A 16,491-nucleotide genomic window follows, 5' to 3' on the forward strand; every position below is an offset into this window, starting at 1 on the left:
GCTACCAGCCCAGGACGTCGGCGAGATAGGCGCGGGCCTTCTTGGCGTATTCGAGCGGGTTGGCCTTGTTCGGGTCCTGCTCGGCCTCCACGACCAGCCACCCCTGGTAGTCGGCGTCGGCCAGCACCTCCAGGATCGGCCGGAAGTCGATCGCGCCGTCCCCGGGCACCGTGAAGACGCCGAGCTCGACGCCCTCCTGGAACGACAGGCCTTCTTCCCGCACCCGGCTCACGACCTCGGGCCGGATGCTCTTCAGGTGGACGTGGCCGATGCGGTCGGCGTGCGCCCGGGCCAGGTCCAGTGGATCGTCGCCCGCGAAGGCGATGTGGGCGGTGTCGAGCAGGAGGTGGACCAGTGCCGGATCGGTCGAGGCCATCAGCCGGTCGACGTCGGCCCGGGTCATGACACCGGTACCCATGTGGTGGTGATAGCTGAGCTTCATCCCGGCCGAGCCGGCGATCTTGCCGAGCTCGTCCAGGCCCGACGTCAGGGCGTCCCACTGGGCGTCGGTGAAGACGGGGCGGTTGGCGAACACGTCGACGGGGAGCAGGTGCGACGACGCTCCGAACTCGGCCACGACCAGCTCGGTCCCGCCCAGCGCCTTGATGTGGGCCAGCGTCTCCTCGAAGGCGGCGATGGTCTTGTGCCGCATCTTGCCGATCGTGAAGTACGTGCTCGTCCAGGGCTCGGACACCCGCAGGCCGCGCAGATCGAGGGCGGCCTTGAGCGCGGCGGCGTCCGAGGGGTACTTGTGCCCGATGCTGCAGCCCTGGAAGCCGGCGAGCGCCATCTCGCTCACGGCCTGGCCGAAGGAGATGCCGGCGTCGATGGCGGGGAAGTCGTCGTTCCACCACAGGGTGCAGCAGACGCCGAGCTTCACCTTGTCCGGGCCGAGGCGGTCCGCCAAGTCGGTCATTTCGTCGCCCCATTCAGGTAGCGGTCCTCGATGCGGGGTGGCTGGGCCCAGGAGCCGTAGCCGGGCCCCTTGGCGCCGGGAGGATTGGCGCCGATGGCCCGCCACAGCAGCCCCTCCTGGTAGGAGGCGGCGGTGACCGTGGAGGCCTCGCCCGCGGCGTGGGCCCCGTACCGGTCGGTCCACTCGGGGGGCAGCGCGTACCACATCCCGGCGTACCAGAGCTTGATCACGCCTCGGGCCACCGGTCCGAGGCATTCGTCGCTGAAGATCCGGTGGCGCAGGGCCCGGTCGAGCAGGATCCGGTCGAGCAGCACCCGGTCGGGGCTGCCGGCGTCACCGGCCGCGTCGGCCCGGGCCGCCCGGTGGGCGTCCAGGAGGGCGGTGACGATCTCGTCGCCGCAGGCGGCCCGCACCTTGGCCAGGTACTGCCGGGCCAGACCGGTGCCGAGCAGTTCGGTCTCCCCGAAGGCGGTGAGGTCGACCGACAGGCGCAGGAACTCCTCGAACGGCGGGGCGGTCACCGTGCCACCGCCCGCTCCGTCTCAGCGGCGGACCGAGAGGCCCCCGGATCGGACCCGACCGCGGCCGGGATCTCGAAGGTCGGGGCGGCGTGCAGGCCGTCGCTGCCCGGCAGGGGGTTGCGAACCAGCTGGGTGAACCCGTCGCGCAGGCGGAACATGTCGCAGACGGCGTCCTGCAGAAGGCCCGGCTGTCCGTTGAACGCCCTGGTGAGCAGGGCGAGGAAGGCCCCGTACGCGGCGTTGAAGTCCCGGGCGGCACGGGCGAGTTCCGATCCCGCCGGGAAGTCGGCCAGCCGGGGGCTGGCCTTCACCGGGTACACGTGGTCCCAGCTGACACTGAGCGGCGGCCCGGACGGTGCGTCGGGGTCGTCGCCCACCTGGTAGTAGCGGCCGAGCTGCAGCTGCCGGAACCGGTAGTAGTGGGCCAGCTCCCCGTCCGCGTCGTGGATGCCCGAGTCGAGGCCCTCGCCCTGCGCGGCGATGAAGCGCAGCGCCCGGCAGGCCGAGTCGAGGTCGGAGACGACGATCACCGACCCGCCGCCGGAGTAGAAGTACTCGGGCCCCACCTGCAGGGCCGGGTCGCCGGAGAAGAGCCCCGGGTCGCCGGCCGCCACCTTTTCGAGGCCTTCGATGATCTCCGCGTAGAACTCGCCGATGCTGTAGAAGCGCATCCCCTCGGCCGTCGGGCTGAAGGCCAGCACCTGACTCCCGCTGTCCGGTGTGCGCAGCAGCCGTGCGTCGGCGCTGGGGGCCCGGCCCGGCCGCTCGATCTTGCAGAACGTCTCCACCGCCTCGGGGGACAGGGACCGCAGGTCGACGGTGAAGTCGCTCTCCCCGTCGGGCAGGTAGGCCGGGTAGGACGGCACGAAGCCGGGGCGGGTCAGGTCGGGCCTGCCGCCGATGGCGTTCAGGACGTTGGCGACGAGGGTCAGGTGCAGCATCTCCTCCACCGCGACCACCCGGATGATGTGGGCGGCGTCGGAGTTGGTGGTGGAGTGTATGGAGTAGTACGCGGTCAGGTACGGGGGGATGGTCGCGTGCTCCAGCGCCATCGCCACGTGCAGATAGCTGATCAGGTCGTCACGGTCGTCGATGGTCGACGCGGTCACCGGGCCACCTCCACGGCGATCGGTGCGGTCTCGGCGTCGAGCCGGGCCAGCATGGCCCGGACGCTGCGCAGGCACAGGGCGGCGATGGTGAGCGTCACGTTCGACGTGCCCACGGTGGGCATGCTTCCCCCGCCGACCAGGTAGAGGTTCTCGTGGTCCCAGCTCCGCTGGTCCGCGTCCACGACCGAGGTCGACGGGTCGCTGCCCATCGTGTGGGTGCCGGCGAGGTGGTTGCCGCCTCGGATCTCGTATCCCTCGCCTGCGTGCACGGCGTAGCCCCAGAAGTTCGGGTCGTACACGGTGTGGTCCTCGGCTCCGAGGCGGGCGAAGATCCGCCTGGACAGCTGCCGGGCGTACGCCACGCCCCGCATCGTGTAGTCGGGGATGTCGTAGGTGAGGATGGGCCGCATGTTCCCCAGGTGGTCGGTGTAGGCCGGGTCCACGGTGATCCGGTTGCTCGGGTTGGCGGGGACCTCGACCATGAACGCCAGCTGCAGTTGGCGGGAGACCCGGTCCACCAGGCCCTGGCGTAGGGACTCGCCGTAGCGGCCGCCGGCGTCCACCAGGTCGGCCAGGTCGGTCATCGGCGCGCCCCGGGCCCAGCCCCAGCCGTCGTTGTGGATGTCGACGCTGAAGGCCGCCTGGCGGCGGCGGAAGCGGCCCCCGCGCAGGTCGGTGATGCCGCCCGTGCAGTTCGTGCCCCGGAAGGTGCCGGCCACCTCCGGCAGCAGGGCCCACGCCAGCAGGTAGGCGTGGTCCATGAAGTTGCGCCCCATCAGGCCGCTGGAGCTGCGCAGTCCGGAGGCCAGCATCAGCCGGGGGTTCTCCACCGCGTTGGCGGCCAGGACGAACAGCCGGCCCCGGGCTCGCACGGTGGTGAAGCCGGGGCTGTCGGGCCGGTCGTAGCGGCGGTACTCGATCTCGGTCACCCGGCCGGTCCGCTCGTCGACGTGCACCTTGTAGGCCACCGCCTGGGCCACCAGGTCGACCCGGCCGCTCTGCAGGGCCACCGCGAGGGTCTTGCCGGCGTGGTACTTGGCCTGCACCGGGCAGATGGGCACGCAGTTGTTGTTGCCCTGGCACCGCCCGCCGACCTCGACCTGGTACGTGCTCACCGCCCCTCGCGGCCGGTAGCCCTTCCCGCCGTCGTACGCCGGGTTCGGTATCCCGTTGCGTCCCTGCGGGAACGGCCGCACCCGCAGCTCGCGCCGCTCCCCGTCGAGCTCGACCGGCATCCCGTCGAGGTCCTTGGCGACCATCCGGTCCAGGTACGACAGGGGCAGCCCCTTCATCGGGAACACGTAGTCCTCGTCGAAGGTGATCCCGAGGTAGGCCTGGTCCGCCACGTCGGCGCAGACGCCGATCTCGCGTTCGGCCTCGGTGTAGTACGGGGCGAGGTCCTCGTAGGTGAGCGGCCAGTCGGCCCCCTCGCCGTAGAGCGTGCGCATCCGGAAGTCCTCGGGGAGCATCCGCAGTGTCTTGGCCTCCCAGTGCATGGTGGTGCCGCCGAGGACCCGGGTGTAGGTGGTGTCGGAGGCGAAGGGCCCGCTCTGGACGAGGTAGGCAGAGGCGTCGGGCGCGCCCGGGGGGATGCGGCGTGCGTCGCTGCCGCGGGGCATCGGGGCGGCTGCGACGACCGGGTAGGGGGACTGGTTGTCCTTGCCGGTGGCCGAGTAGAAGCGGTCGAGGTAGCTCTCGTAGCCCCTCAGGGTGAGGTCCTCGGCGGGGCCGGCTTCGAGTATCAGGACCCTCTTGCCGACGGCGCTCAGCCGCGAGGCGATGAGGGCGCCGGCGATCCCGCCGCCGACGATGACGGCGTCGTAGAGGACCTCGGCCGCCGCCGCGGGGTCGGTGCGCTGCGCCGCCCCCTCGGGGAACTTCGCGTACATGGGGCAGTCACTCCTCCGCTGCCGGGCGCGGCCGGGACCGGTGTGGGGTTGGGGTTGCGCGTCGGTCGGCCATGGGTCACACGGCCTCGGCCCGGGCCCGCATGGCGGACAGGTAGGCGGCATAGCTCCACGTCAGGTTGTGCACACTGCGCTCGAAGCCGGTGGTGCCGTCGAACTGCTCGGAGAGCTCCAGGTTGTCACTGTGGTAGACGACGGCACGCACCATGGCGTCGCCGGTGGCCGCCAGGGCGGCGGCTGCCGCCGCCGGGGCCGTCGACGCGTCGATGCCGGACTGGGCGAAGAAGGGTGCGGACAGGTCGTCCAGGGGGACCTTGCCGCTGGACTTGATCGCGGCGGCCAGCTTGTAGTGCAGCTCCGCGACGTTGCACGTGGACAGGGCCCAGGGGTGGCCGCCGAGCACGGGGTGCGCGGTGTCGCCGTCGTAGACGTCGCCCGGGTAGCGGCCGAACAGCGGCCCGATGCCGAACGCTTCCTTGTCGGCCTTGTTGATCGGGTAGAAGGCGATGCCGCCCTCCTCCCACTGAGAGCGCAGTCGGGCCGCTGTGGCCAGCAGTTTGGTGTCGGTGACGGGAACGGCGCCGTAGACGGCCGACTGGACGATGTCGATGTTCGGGTCGTAACCGCTGACGACCGGGTTCTGCGGCGACGGCTGGGCCCCGTCACCGGGGTCGGCCAGCATGCTCACGTACATGCTCCCGTCCCAGTGGCTTGCGAGCGCCTGGCGCAGCCACTTGATGGCGGGCCGCAGCCCGGTCGGCTTGTCGATGCCGACGACCGTCGAGGCCTGGATCTCCTCGAAGCAGCGCAGCTGGGCGGAGCGGGCGAAGAAGCTGTAACCGCTGTGCTCCTCCCACAGGTTCGTGGTGGGGGCCTGGTAGACGCCGAGGAGGTAGGCCACGTTCGCGTTCACCAGGTCGACCGCCCGTTTCTGGGTGCCGACGTCGAGTTGGTCGTAGGCGGCCAGGACGGTGATCGTCTGCAGGGCCGGACCGTCGTTCTGCTCGGTCCACGGGCGGGCGTCGCCGGCGATGTTGAAGCAGGCGTGCCCCTTGGTCAGCGGCGGCTGGGCGTTGGAGTGGCACAGGTCGGCGAACTGCACATAGTCGTTGAGCGTCTGCACCGTCCCGCCCGGGCGGGCGGGCATGTCGGCCCTGGCCACCTCCATGGCCGTGATGGCCCCGTCACGCACCCAGTTGAAGACGTAGTCCTCGTCGATGCCGGGGGTGTCGGCCGGGAAGGAGGGCGCTGCGATGATGCAACCCGGCTTCGAGTTCCGGGAGATGTCGCCCGGCGACTGCGGATCGCTGAAGGCGAAGCCGTCGCTGGAGATGCTCCGGAACATGAAGGTGTACATGACCGGCACGAGCGACGGCAGATCGATGGCTTCCGGAGCCATGGAGATCTGGGCGTTCGCCCGCACACGGGACGTGTCGGCCGACCGGTTCGTGCGGGCGGGCGTGCCGGTGGGTGTGCTGGTGGGCTCGGGCATGGCGGAACTCCCCCGTCGTCTTTCGTGCGGAACTATCGGATCCGGTCGGCGCCCTGGTCGCGTGGATCGAGAGGCCGGGAACCGACCGCGTCCATGGGGTGCCTCCACGGGATGCGTGGGCTTGCGTGGCGGGCACGCCGGATGGATGGCGCAAGAGGGTGTGGATGGTGCACGGGCACGTCGCCGGTGTCGGCCCGCGTGTTGGTGTCGCCGCTGGTCATGCCTGACGCGGGGACCACGGCCGCGTCACCGGCGGTGCGCGGGAACGCTCGCGATCGCCCAGTGGGCCGCGGGTGCGTTCCGGACGGCGCGGCCGGCCCGGGGCACGGCCTGCCGCCCCTCGCCGGCACCCTGGCCGCCGCACGGGTACGGCAGGCTCCGCGCGAGCCGCACGCGCGGACGGGCCGGGAGGATGGGCGGGCGGTCCCGGACCCGTGTGTTCGCCCCGGGGACGCGGTGAGGAGAGTGGCGCGCGACAACACCGTCAGGCCTGCGACGACACTCGGAATCAGGCGCCCGAGTCGACACCATTCCCATAATCGCGTCAATAGGGAATACATCCCTCTGTCCCCCCGTTTTCTCAAAGAGCGCGCGATGCAGGGACGTTCATTTGAATAAGCCTGAGACGTGACCGTGCCACGCGGTGGGTACGCTGCTTCGCAGCACCCTCAACTTTGCGTGCCACACGCTACAGCCGGCCGGGTAGGGCCGCAAGGGGAAATTCGACTGTTGCGCACGAGGCTGGGGTAATCCCGTGCAGCCTACTGTTGCATAACTGTGCGTCGGTTCCTGGTGGGGTTTATGGAGTTCCCTTTGGACAAGGGCGAATTCCTGTGCGGTAATTCAGTGCGTTCCGGTCGCCGCCTGGAGCGAGGAGTCCTGCGAGACGGGCACGACAGCGCCCCCTTCTCCGTCCTGCCGGTGCGGAGGAGAATCCGCGGGAGGACTGCGGCGCCGCCTTCCTCGGCCGGCGCGCGAGAACGGGGGCGAGATGGAGACGGAGCAGTGGTACCGCGAGGCCGCCCAGGCCGGAGACCCGGAAGCGATGGTCGAGTTGGGCATCCTGCTCAGGGACCGCCGTGACGTTGCCGAGGCGGAGGTGTGGTTCCGCAGGGCCGCCGAAGCGGGACATGCCCCCGGGATGGGCCATGTCGGCTGGTTGCTTCTTCAACGGGGAGAGCCGGAGCAGGCAGAGCGCTGCTACCGGGAAGCCGCCATGGCCGGCAGCCCCGAGTGGATGGTTCGGCTCGGCGCGCTGCTCCACGAACGCGGGAACCTCGCCGACGCGGAGGAGTGGTACCGGCGCGCCGCCGATGCCGGTCACGTCCCGGCGTGGGGGGCCATGGGAACCGCGTTGGAGGAACGCGGCGACGTCACGGGTGCGCAGTGGTGGTACCGGGAGGGGGCGGAGCGCGGGGACGCCCTGGCGGTACTCAGGGGCGGGGCCCTGTTCGAGCGGCGGACGGACCTCGCCGGGGCGCAGGCGTGGTACCGCCGGGCGGCGGAGGCGGCGGTGAGCCCCTTGGCGCAGGCCCACGCCCTCAGCGCGCTCGCCCGGCTCGCGGCAGGGCGCGGAGAGCCGGCCGATGAGGAGCGGCGGTTGCGGGAGGCCGCACGGGTCATCACCGAGGCGCCGTACGACCCGGGCTTTCCCGAGCTGTTGTCCCATGTGCTGACGGGATTGGGGCTGCTGCACGAGGACCGCGGGGACGTGGCCGACGCGGAGGAGTTCTACCGGGTGGCCGCCGAAGCCACCGAGCGTGTCGAGCCCATGTTCCACCTGGGGTCGCTGCTCGAACGCCGAGGCGATCTGGCGGCAGCGGAGCAGTGGTACCGCAAGGGCTCCGAGGGTGGGCATCTGCGGTCGATGCTCATGCTGGGAATGCTGTTGGACGAGCACGGGCGCAAGGCCGAAGCCGAGCAGTGGTACCGGCGGTCCGCCGAGGAGCCTGCTGCGATGGAGCTGTTGGGCCGACTGCTGGAGCAGCGCGGCGACACCGCCGAGGCCGAGGTGTGGTACCGGAAGGCGGCAGCCGCCGGGCTCTCGGGTTCGATGACGAGGATGGCCCACCTGCTGCAGGAGCGCGGGGAGACTGCCGAGGCGGAGCGTTGGTTGCGCGGCGCGGCCGAGGGCGGGGACGTCCTGGCCATGGTCTCACTGGCGTTCAGGCTGGCCCGGCACGGCGAGCAGGCCGAGGCCGAGCGGTGGTTCCAGGCGGCGGCCGGGGCAGGAGATCCCTCGGCCATGTTCCTCGCGGGAGAGATGGCCTCGCGACGCGGCGACGAGGCCGAGGCGAATCGGTGGTGGCGCAGGGGTGCCGAGGCCGGCGACGGCCGGTCGATGGAACTCCTGGGGCTGGGTCTCGCCATGGCCGGGGACGTGGCCGAAGGCGAGCGGTGGTGCCGGAAGGCCGTCGAGGCCGGCGTCCCCGAGGCGCTGGAGCATCTGGGGGCAGTGCTGCGAGCGCTGAGCAACGGCTGAGCAGCGCTGGGGAGTTGGCTCTTCCGCGGCAGGTCTCCCCCGAGCCGGGCGGCTGTTCCAGCGGCTGCCGACGCCGGGCCGGCCCGGACCAGGCCGAAGGGTGCGCCGCTGCGGCGGCGGCCGGGGGGCGAAGGGGCGCGCGCGGGCGCGGGTCGCGGGATCAGCGGCCGGTGTGGGTGTACGCGGCCCACAGGCTGGGGGTGTTGGGGTAACGGTCGCGCAGGCGTGTGGTGGCCCGGTGCAGGGCGTGGGCGCTGCGGTGGGTCCGGGCCGGGGTGGTGCCACCGCTGGTGAGGTGGGTGTAGAAGGCGGTGGCGACTTCGGCGGCGGTCCGGTCGTCGACGGGCCACAGGGTGCCGATGACCTGCTGGTAGCCGGCGAGGTGGAAGGCGCCGGTGATGTGCAGGGACTCGTCGACGAGGCGGGGGTCGGTGACGCTGGTGTCGCAGGCGGAGAGGTAGGCCAGGTCGGCGGTCAGGTCCAGGGTGGTGATGTCGGCGAGGGTCAGCGGGGTGGTGGCGTGGTCGGGGAGGACCAGGCGGCTTCGGGACGGGTCGTTCCAGTCGGCGTGACCGTGGCAGGAGAAGTGGGCGACCCGATGGCCGGGCAGCGCGCGCAGGACCGTCGCGCGCGACGCGGGGTCGAGCAGGTGGGCGTCCGGGATGAGACGGGTGAGGGCCCTCGTCTCGGACCGGACCCCGGGTAGGGGGACGGTGCCGGGGGTGTCGGCGGCGGGGACGATCAGGGTGCTGGGGGTTGCCGGGCCGGCGTGGCGGGTGCGGGCGTGGGCGAGGGCGCGCACGGTGGTGGCGTAGGAGGAGACGACGCGGTCGAACACGGTGCGCCGGCCGCCGGACCGGTCAGGGGCGTCGGTGTGGTGGCCGGCGGCGTGCAGGGGGAAGGCGGACAGCACCCCGACAGGGCACCACCACAGACGGTGCCGGGGCGCACCGGGGCGGGGGGCGGCGGTGTGGCCGAGTCGGGTGAGGACGGGTTCGGTGACGGTGTCCCACAGCCAGGCCAGGACCGCGAGAATCTCCCGCTGGGCTGCGGCGCGTTCCCGGGGGGCGAGTCGGGGGTCGGTGGTGGCCTGAACGGCGGCCTGCAGCCGGTCCGCGTGGGCGACGGCGATCTCGTGGGTCAGGCCGTTCAGCGGCACGGCCTGGACGGGCCTGTCGGGGGTGTCGGACAGGACGAGCGCGTCGCAGCGGCCGGGGCTGGTGGTGACGAAGACGATGGGGCCGTCGTGCGCGTCCCGGGCGAGCCGGTCGATGGGGGGCGCCTGGAGGAAGTCCTCGAACTCCGGCAGGCCGCGGATCCGCCCGAGCAGGCTCTGCCACGCCGCGTGCGTCGCGCGCCGGTCCTCGGCCAGGCGCCGGTCCGCCGCGAGGGTCGCCTCGGTCGCGGTGCTCTCCTGCGCCAGTACGGAGCGGGGGCGGTTCAGGGCGTCGAGTCGGGCGCGCAGCCGGTCGAGTTCGTCGGCGAGGTGGGGCGCGCGCTCGCGCAGGCGGGCCGTGTCGCGGCTGCGGATGCCGAGGGTTTCGGCGGCGAGGATGCCGCGGGTGCGTTCCAGCAGCTCAACGGCGCGCACGGGCCGGCCCGCGCCCAGCGCGGCGGCCGCGGCCTCCCCGGCCAGACCTGGCAGGCGGCTGAGCTGGTGCTCGCGGTCCGCGCGGGCCAGACTGCCCGGAGCGAGGGCGCCCACCAGATCGATGGCGTCCTCCACGGCCTTCAGCGCGGCCTGGGCAGCACCGGTGCCCGAGGTCAGGAGCGCGAAGGACCGGTACGCGCGGATCCGGGACATCGTCTCACCGGTCGGGGTGTCCGCGGCCTCGCGGTAGCAGGCACACGCCTGTGCCACGAGGCCGGTCTCCGCGGTGCGCTCGGCCAGGAGCCGCAGGGCGTTGCCGAGGGGATTCAGGTAGACGGCGCGGTCGGGATGGTTGTCGGGAGTGGCGGCCACCGCCGCACGGCCCGCCCGCACCGCCTCCTCAAGCGCCCCCACGTCGTCGGTGTGCCCGAACTGCCTCTGCAGGGCGATCCCGAGGTTGCTCAGGTACATGGCGCGGTCGGGGTGAACGTCGGGCGCGGCCTCCACCGCCCGACGGCTCACCCGTACCGCGTCCTTGAGCATCCCCGTCTCGCCGGTGTGCTCGAACTGCCTCTGCAAGGCGTTCCTGAGGCTGTTCAGGGTCGCGGGGAGGTGGGGGTGGTCGTCGGGCGTGGCGGCCACCGCCTGACGGCTCACCCGCACCGCCTCCTCAAGCACCCCCTCTTCGCCGGTGCGCTCGAACAGGACCCGCAGGGCGTTCGCGAGATTGCTCAGGGCTGCGGCCCGGTCGGGGCGGTCGTCGGGGGTGAGGGTGACGACGCGACGGCCGATCTGCACGGCTTCCCGCAACGCGGCGATCTCGCCGGTGCGCTCGAAGCGGACCCGCAGGGCGAGCCCGAAGTTGTTCAGGTACATCGCGAGGTTGGGGTGGTCGTCGGGGGTGGCGTCGATCGCCCGACGGCCCACCCGTACCGCTTCCTCCAGCACCTCCGCCTCGCCGGTGCGCTCGAACCGGGCCTGCAGGGTGAAGCCGAGATTGCTCAGGTACATCGCGAGGTTGGGGTGGTCGTCGGGGGTCAGGGTGACCGCTCGACGGCCTGTCCGCACCGCTTCCTCCAGCGCACACGCGTCATCGGTGCGCTCGAACCGCCTCAGCAAGGCGGCCCCGAGGTTGTTCAGGTACATGGCACGGTCGGGGTGGTCGTCGGGCGCGGCAGCCACCGCCTGACGGCGCACCCGTACCGCCTCCTCAAGCACCCCCACGTCGTCGGTGCGCTCGTACAGGGACCGCAGGCAGGCCCCGAGGGGATTCAGATGGACGGCGCGGTCGGAGGCGTCGTCGGGGGTGAGGTCCACCGCCTCACGGCCCGCACGCACCGCCGCCCTGAGCAGATCGACCCGGCCGGTGCGCTCGAACAGGGCCTGCAGATCGATCCCGAGATCGGTCAGACGGGCGGCGCGGCCAGGGTCGTCGTCGGGGGTGGCGGCCACCGCCCGACGACCCACCTCGACCGCCTCCTCCAGCACACTCACCTCACCGCCCGCTCGTTCGAACAGCATGTGCAGTGCGTGTTCGAGGTCGCTCAGGTGCTCAGCGCGGTCGGGGTGGTCGTCGGGGGCGAGGGTCACCGCCCGACGGCCCACCTCGACGGCCTCCGCCAACAGGCCCACCTCGCCGGTGCGTTCGAACAGGACGCGCAGGTCGATGCCGAGGTCGCCCAGCCGCCCTGCGCGGTCGGGATCGTCGTCGCGGGTGAGGGCCACCGCCCGACGGCCCACGTCGACCGCCTCCGCCAACAGGCCCACCTCGCCGGTGCGTTCGTACAGAAGGCCCAGAGCTGTGTGGAGGTTTCTCAGGCACATGGGGCGGTAGGGGCCCTCGTCCGGGGTGAGGGCCACCGCCCGACGGCCCGTCTCGACCGCCTCCTCCAGCAGGCCCACCTCGCCCACGCGCCCGAACTGGAGCCGCAGGTGGCTCCCGAGGTTGTTCAGGTACAAGGCGCGGTCGGGATTTTCGTCGGAGGTGGCGGCCACCGCCTGACGGCTCACCCGCACCGCCTCCGCCAACAGGCCGGCGTCGCCGCCGCGTTCGACCAGGCTCCGCAGGGAGGACCCGAGGCTGTTCAGGACCGCGGCGCGGGCGGGATGCTCCTCGGGAAGCATGGTGATCAGCGTGCGCATCACGGAGACGGCCTGTTCCAGCAACTCCCGCCGCTGCGTGCGCTCGTAGGCGCGCAGCAGGTCGACGGCACGGACGTGCAGGGCGGCTGCGGCGCTGTCATCGGCGTCCGGCACCGGGCTCTCGGCGACGAGCCGCTGCAACGTCCCGTGCAGAGCTTCGGGGGTGGACCGGGGGTGTGTCCGGTGGACCAGGGCCAGCAGGCGAACGGCGGCGGCGAGATCGTCCCGGTCGAGGCCTTGGGGAAGGACGAGGTGACGCACCCAGTGGTACCAGCCCAGGGCGTGGGCGACGGCGAGGTCGCAGGCGGGGTCGGCGGCGCCGGCGAGGGCGTGCGCGGCGTTCATGGCCTGCGCCCCGAGCAGGTGCGCGGGGTCGCCGACGGCGCGGTCGAGGTGGTGGTGGAGGGCGGCGAGAGCCGCCTCGCGGTCCGGCATGACAGACATCCCCCCCGAGGACGGCTCATCCTGGACGCCGATCAACACACCGGCCCGGACGGTGTGTTGACGACGTGGCACGAGCGGTGTGCGTTTGGTCGATGCTACCCACCGCACCGGCTGACGCGGCCTATGCTCGTGCTGCTTCGGGAGGAGCGGCTTCACCGGCCGGCGCGGGGCCTGTGCCGGGGCTCGTGCCGCCCGTCCGGAGCGAGCGGAGGGGGGCAGGCATGGACGAAGCGGTGGGCGACCGGGTGGGGATGCTGTGCGATCAGCTCAGCCGCTGGCCGGAGTTGGCGACGACGATCCGCGACGGCGGAGCCCAGGCACAGCTCGCCGAGTTGCTGACGCTGCTCGCCGACCGGGGCGCCCCCGACGATCGTCGCGTGTCCGCGCTGATCGACGCGATCGAGGACGCATGCGCCCGGCAGGGCCTGCCCGGACTCACCCGCCGCCTGCCATCCCTGCCGCCGGGACTGGGAACGGCGCCACGCACACCGCAAGACGGTGAACCTGCGGGATGGACATGCCCGCTGGACAGGTGCAGCCGCGTCGTCCTTCCGGAGGAGACCCCGTCTGCGCCGATCTGCGCCGCCCACGGCGAGGACGCGCGCATGCGGCCCTACCGCCCCCGCCCGCGATGACGGGCGCCTTCCTGGCCGGCATCGGCACCAGACTCGCCGACCGGTGGGTCAACGCCCTGCTCCTGCCCGGCCTGCTGTGGATCGGGCTGCTCGCCGCGGGCGTGCACCTGGGCCAGGCGCACGCCTTCGCCACGGACCACTTGAGCGCGTGGCTCCAACAACTCGCCGCCCGCCCCGCCGCCCACGCCCCGGGCACCGTCGCGCTCGCCGCCTGCGCGATCCTGCTGGCCGGCGCCGGCGCCGGACTGCTCGCCGGTGCCCTCGGCGGCCTCGTCGAGCGCCTGTGGGCGCTGCCCGGCGACCGGCCCGCCGCCGCCTGGCTGCTCGCCCGGCGCCGACAGCGATGGGACACGGCGCAGCGGCGGCTGAGGACCGCGATCCTGCAAGCCGCCCGGGACACCGGCGGCCGGGACGACGCGGCCCGCGCCGCCCGGGTACGCGCCTGTCAGCGCCGCCGCGCCCGCCTCGGCCCCGCCCGCCCGGAGCGCCCCACCCGGACCGGAGACCGCTTCGCGCGCACCACCACCCGCATCGCCCGGTTCAACGGCCTGGACGACCTCGCCCTGGCCTGGCCCCGCCTGTGGACCGTTCTCCCGGACCAGTTGCGCACCGACATCGCCACCGCCCGCGACACCTACGCCGCCACCGCCCGCCTCGCCGCCTGGGGCCTGCTCCATCTCGCCCTCACCGCCGTCTGGTGGCCCGCCGGGCTGATCGGCACCGCCGTCCTCGCCACCGCCACGGTGCGCGCCCACGCCGCCGCGGACGTCCTGGCCGACCTGATCGAAACCGCCTGCGACCTCCACCTCGGCGACCTCGCCGAGCGCCTCCGCCTCCCCGCCACGTCGGACACCACGCCGATCGGCCACGCCATCACCGCCCGCCTGCGCACCCCCGCCTCACCACCGGCACGCACCGAGACACCGACGCCTCGGCCGGAACCGTGAATCACCGCTTCCGGCCCAGCTCGCGCGCGCCGCGCAGGCCCAGCGCAGCGACCCGGAACTGATCGCCCTGAGGCACCGCGTGACGTCGGAACCCGGCAGGTCAGCGGCCCTGTTGCGGCGGCTCTTCTACTCCTGGCTGCGCTTGCCGGAGCCCTCCCGCCCCGCCGCGACTCGACCGATACCCGTTCCATCGGTCTCACCGGTCCACGAACGTCGCCTTCCCCACCTGCCCGCCATGCTGGTCACCACGACGGCGTACGACGGCGGCCCGGCGCCGGGCGTCCGCGTGCAACGTTTCCCCGCCGCGCTCCAGCGCTCGGCACTGCGGCTGACCTTCACGAGCAGTTCGAGGGCGTGCTCGTCGTGCAGTGGCGCGACCTCGACCGGTTCGAAGTCCAGCAACGACGCAAGTCCGGCCGGCACCTGCTGACCGGTCATCAGAACGACGGTGTGGGGCGAGTCCGGGAGCAGCGGGCGGACTTGGGCGAGTCTGGTGACGTTCTCCAGCAGAACGACGATCCGCCGGCGGCGAAGCTGCCCGCGCACCTCTGACGCCTTCTGCTCCAACCCGGCGGGGCGCTCCTCGCGAGGGACACCCAGCTGCTCCAGCCGGCGCTCCAGAATCGCGGCCAGATCGGCGGGCCGGCCCCGTTCGTCCGGTGCCAGACCGGCCTGGAGAACCTCTTCCGGTGGCGTGTCGCGGTGGGACTGGAGCCAGTGGCGGGCCGTGGTGCGCTTGTCCACTCCCGGCAGGCCTCAAAGGAACAGCGCCGTCATGTGGTGCGCCGTGCTGCACCGCGCCCAGTAGGCGTTCATCGCCTGGAGTGTGGCGGTGTTGTTGACGTAGTGGAGGATGTCGGCGAACGCCACCGGGGCGGGGCTGCGCTCCACCACCTCTCCGACGACCGCCCGCATCCGGTCGGCGGCCTCGGGGTGCTCGGCGAGCAGGCTCTGGAAGCGCTGCGTCCAGGCCTCTTCAGCGATGGCCACCGCGTCCTCGTCACCGGTGCGGCGCGCGTCGAGCAACTCCTGCCGCAGACGCTCGAGTTCCTCTTCGGCGGCCGCTTGTCCGCCGGAGCCGCCTCGGCCGAGGAGCGTGGCGAACTTCTTCTTCCCCCAGCCCCACAGATCCTGCACCGCCGGTGTCGTGAGGCTGCTGGCGCCCATGGCCGCCAGAGCCATCAACTCGGCTTCCACCGTTCTCCCCCATGCTCCGGCCGCTCGTCGTGTGCCGACGGGAACAACCGTAGAGATCATCCAAGCGATCTGGCACGTGAAATGGGAGGGAACGAGCCAAGCCGTCGCAGTGGGTCATATCCAGTCTTTACGTTTGAAGACCCAGTAGAGCAGCACGGATGCCCCGACCATGACACCGGTGGACGTGAGGAAGCCGACGTGGGTGTTGACTCCGGGATACGGAACGTTCTGTCCGTAGAAGCCGGTGACCGCGGTGGGCACGGCCACTATCGACGCCCAGCTGGTGACCTTCTTCATGATCAGGTTCATGCGATTGCCCTGAACGGTCAGATTGGTCTCCATGATGGACGTGATCATGTCCCGCAGTGACTCGGTCCACTCGGTGGCCCTGAGGACGTGGTCGTACACGTCCTGGTAATAGGGAAGCAAAGGCTCGGCGACGATGTGCAGGTCACGCCGGAGAAGGCTGTTGACGACCTCCCTCATCGGCAGCACCACGCGGCGCAGCTTGGTGAGGTTCTTGCGCAGTGCGTAGGAATCCCGCTGGACGGAGTCCATCTGCTCGCGTCCCTCGTCGAAAAGCAGGTCCTCCACCGCTTCGATACGGTCGTCGAGGTCCTGCACGGCGGCGAAATGTCCGTCGACGATGTGGTCGAGGAGTCCGTGCAGCAGGAATCCCACTCCGTACTTGGCGAGATCGCCGTTGTTGTCCCAGCGTTCGACGACCTTCTCGATGTCGAACCGGTGGTCGGGGCGGATGGTGATCAACGCTGTGGGCGTGATGAATACCGACAGCTCACTTGCGGTCAGCCGCCCTCCGGTCTCATCCGCGCTGATGGCGTAGGCGCTGAGGAAGGCATGGGTGCGGTAGCGGTCCAGCTTCGGCCGCTGATGCTCGTGTCGCGCGTCCTCCACCGCCAGCTCGTGCAGACCGAACTCCTCGCTGATCATCGCGAAGTCGGCGGAGCACGGATCGCACAGGTCGAGCCAGACCGCCACGTCCGGATCGTTCACGTATTCCGATATGTCAGCGGTCGGAAAGTCCTCCAGGATCAGGGAGCCGTTGCGGTAGAGGCGTGTACGAGTCATGGCGACGCACCATAAACCG

At 71.9% G+C, this 16,491-nt stretch carries 12 protein-coding genes; 3 read left to right on the top strand and 9 right to left on the bottom strand.

Going from position 1 to position 16,491, the window contains the following annotated elements; all coding sequences use genetic code 11:
• Window position 1 precedes the first annotated feature (1 nt).
• The 5 genes from iolE to ACZ4MF_RS12185 all read right to left on the bottom strand — a co-directional run bounded on the left by iolE (window position 2) and on the right by ACZ4MF_RS12185 (window position 5,945).
• Window positions 2–916, bottom strand: a complete 915-nt coding sequence (gene iolE / locus ACZ4MF_RS12165) for a myo-inosose-2 dehydratase (protein ID WP_467491912.1) — start codon at window positions 914–916, stop codon at window positions 2–4.
• Complete coding sequence (locus tag ACZ4MF_RS12170; RefSeq protein ID WP_467491913.1) at window positions 913–1,437, bottom strand: hypothetical protein; 525 nt, start codon at window positions 1,435–1,437, stop codon at window positions 913–915. Before ACZ4MF_RS12170 ends, iolE begins: the two co-directional genes overlap by 4 nt.
• Entirely contained in the window at window positions 1,434–2,546 is a 1,113-nt protein-coding gene (locus ACZ4MF_RS12175; RefSeq protein WP_467491914.1) for a ferritin-like domain-containing protein, read from the bottom strand. The genes ACZ4MF_RS12170 and ACZ4MF_RS12175 overlap by 4 nt, the downstream gene beginning before the upstream one ends.
• Window positions 2,543–4,435 (bottom strand): GMC family oxidoreductase, encoded by a 1,893-nt coding sequence (locus tag ACZ4MF_RS12180; protein ID WP_467491915.1) that lies wholly within the window; start codon window positions 4,433–4,435, stop codon window positions 2,543–2,545. Before ACZ4MF_RS12180 ends, ACZ4MF_RS12175 begins: the two co-directional genes overlap by 4 nt.
• A gap of 76 nt (window positions 4,436–4,511) precedes the next feature.
• Window positions 4,512–5,945 carry a glycoside hydrolase family 15 protein gene (locus ACZ4MF_RS12185; RefSeq protein ID WP_467491916.1) on the bottom strand — a complete coding sequence of 478 codons (1,434 nt, stop codon included), beginning with the start codon at window positions 5,943–5,945 and terminating at the stop codon, window positions 4,512–4,514.
• A gap of 991 nt (window positions 5,946–6,936) precedes the next feature.
• On the opposite strand from ACZ4MF_RS12185, the gene ACZ4MF_RS12190 reads away from it, so the two are divergent.
• A complete protein-coding gene (locus ACZ4MF_RS12190) occupies window positions 6,937–8,427 on the top strand; it encodes a tetratricopeptide repeat protein (protein WP_467491917.1) in 1,491 nt (496 codons plus the stop codon).
• 160 nt (window positions 8,428–8,587) lie between these two features.
• On the opposite strand, the gene ACZ4MF_RS12195 is transcribed toward ACZ4MF_RS12190, so the two are convergent.
• Window positions 8,588–12,595 (bottom strand): CHAT domain-containing protein, encoded by a 4,008-nt coding sequence (locus tag ACZ4MF_RS12195; RefSeq protein ID WP_467491918.1) that lies wholly within the window; start codon window positions 12,593–12,595, stop codon window positions 8,588–8,590.
• 230 nt (window positions 12,596–12,825) lie between these two features.
• On the opposite strand from ACZ4MF_RS12195, the gene ACZ4MF_RS12200 reads away from it, so the two are divergent.
• Both ACZ4MF_RS12200 and ACZ4MF_RS12205 read left to right on the top strand, forming a co-directional pair.
• The gene (locus ACZ4MF_RS12200; RefSeq protein ID WP_467491919.1) at window positions 12,826–13,239 is read left to right on the top strand and encodes a hypothetical protein; all 414 of its coding nucleotides are present in this window, start codon (window positions 12,826–12,828) and stop codon (window positions 13,237–13,239) included.
• Window positions 13,236–14,186: a hypothetical protein gene (locus tag ACZ4MF_RS12205; RefSeq protein ID WP_467491920.1), complete on the top strand. Its 951-nt coding sequence runs from the start codon at window positions 13,236–13,238 to the stop codon at window positions 14,184–14,186. Before ACZ4MF_RS12200 ends, ACZ4MF_RS12205 begins: the two co-directional genes overlap by 4 nt.
• 126 nt (window positions 14,187–14,312) lie before the next feature.
• On the opposite strand, the gene ACZ4MF_RS12210 is transcribed toward ACZ4MF_RS12205, so the two are convergent.
• The 3 genes from ACZ4MF_RS12210 to ACZ4MF_RS12220 all read right to left on the bottom strand — a co-directional run bounded on the left by ACZ4MF_RS12210 (window position 14,313) and on the right by ACZ4MF_RS12220 (window position 16,472).
• Window positions 14,313–14,930 (bottom strand): hypothetical protein, encoded by a 618-nt coding sequence (locus tag ACZ4MF_RS12210; RefSeq protein WP_467491921.1) that lies wholly within the window; start codon window positions 14,928–14,930, stop codon window positions 14,313–14,315.
• Window positions 14,931–14,942: 12 nt separating this feature from the next.
• A complete protein-coding gene (locus tag ACZ4MF_RS12215) occupies window positions 14,943–15,383 on the bottom strand; it encodes a hypothetical protein (RefSeq protein ID WP_467491922.1) in 441 nt (146 codons plus the stop codon).
• Between the two features lie 114 nt (window positions 15,384–15,497).
• A complete protein-coding gene (locus ACZ4MF_RS12220) occupies window positions 15,498–16,472 on the bottom strand; it encodes a magnesium transporter CorA family protein (RefSeq protein WP_467491923.1) in 975 nt (324 codons plus the stop codon).
• Between the last annotated feature and the right edge of the window lie 19 nt (window positions 16,473–16,491).

The sequence above is a fragment of the Streptomyces sp. NPDC025793 genome (assembly GCF_055558375.1).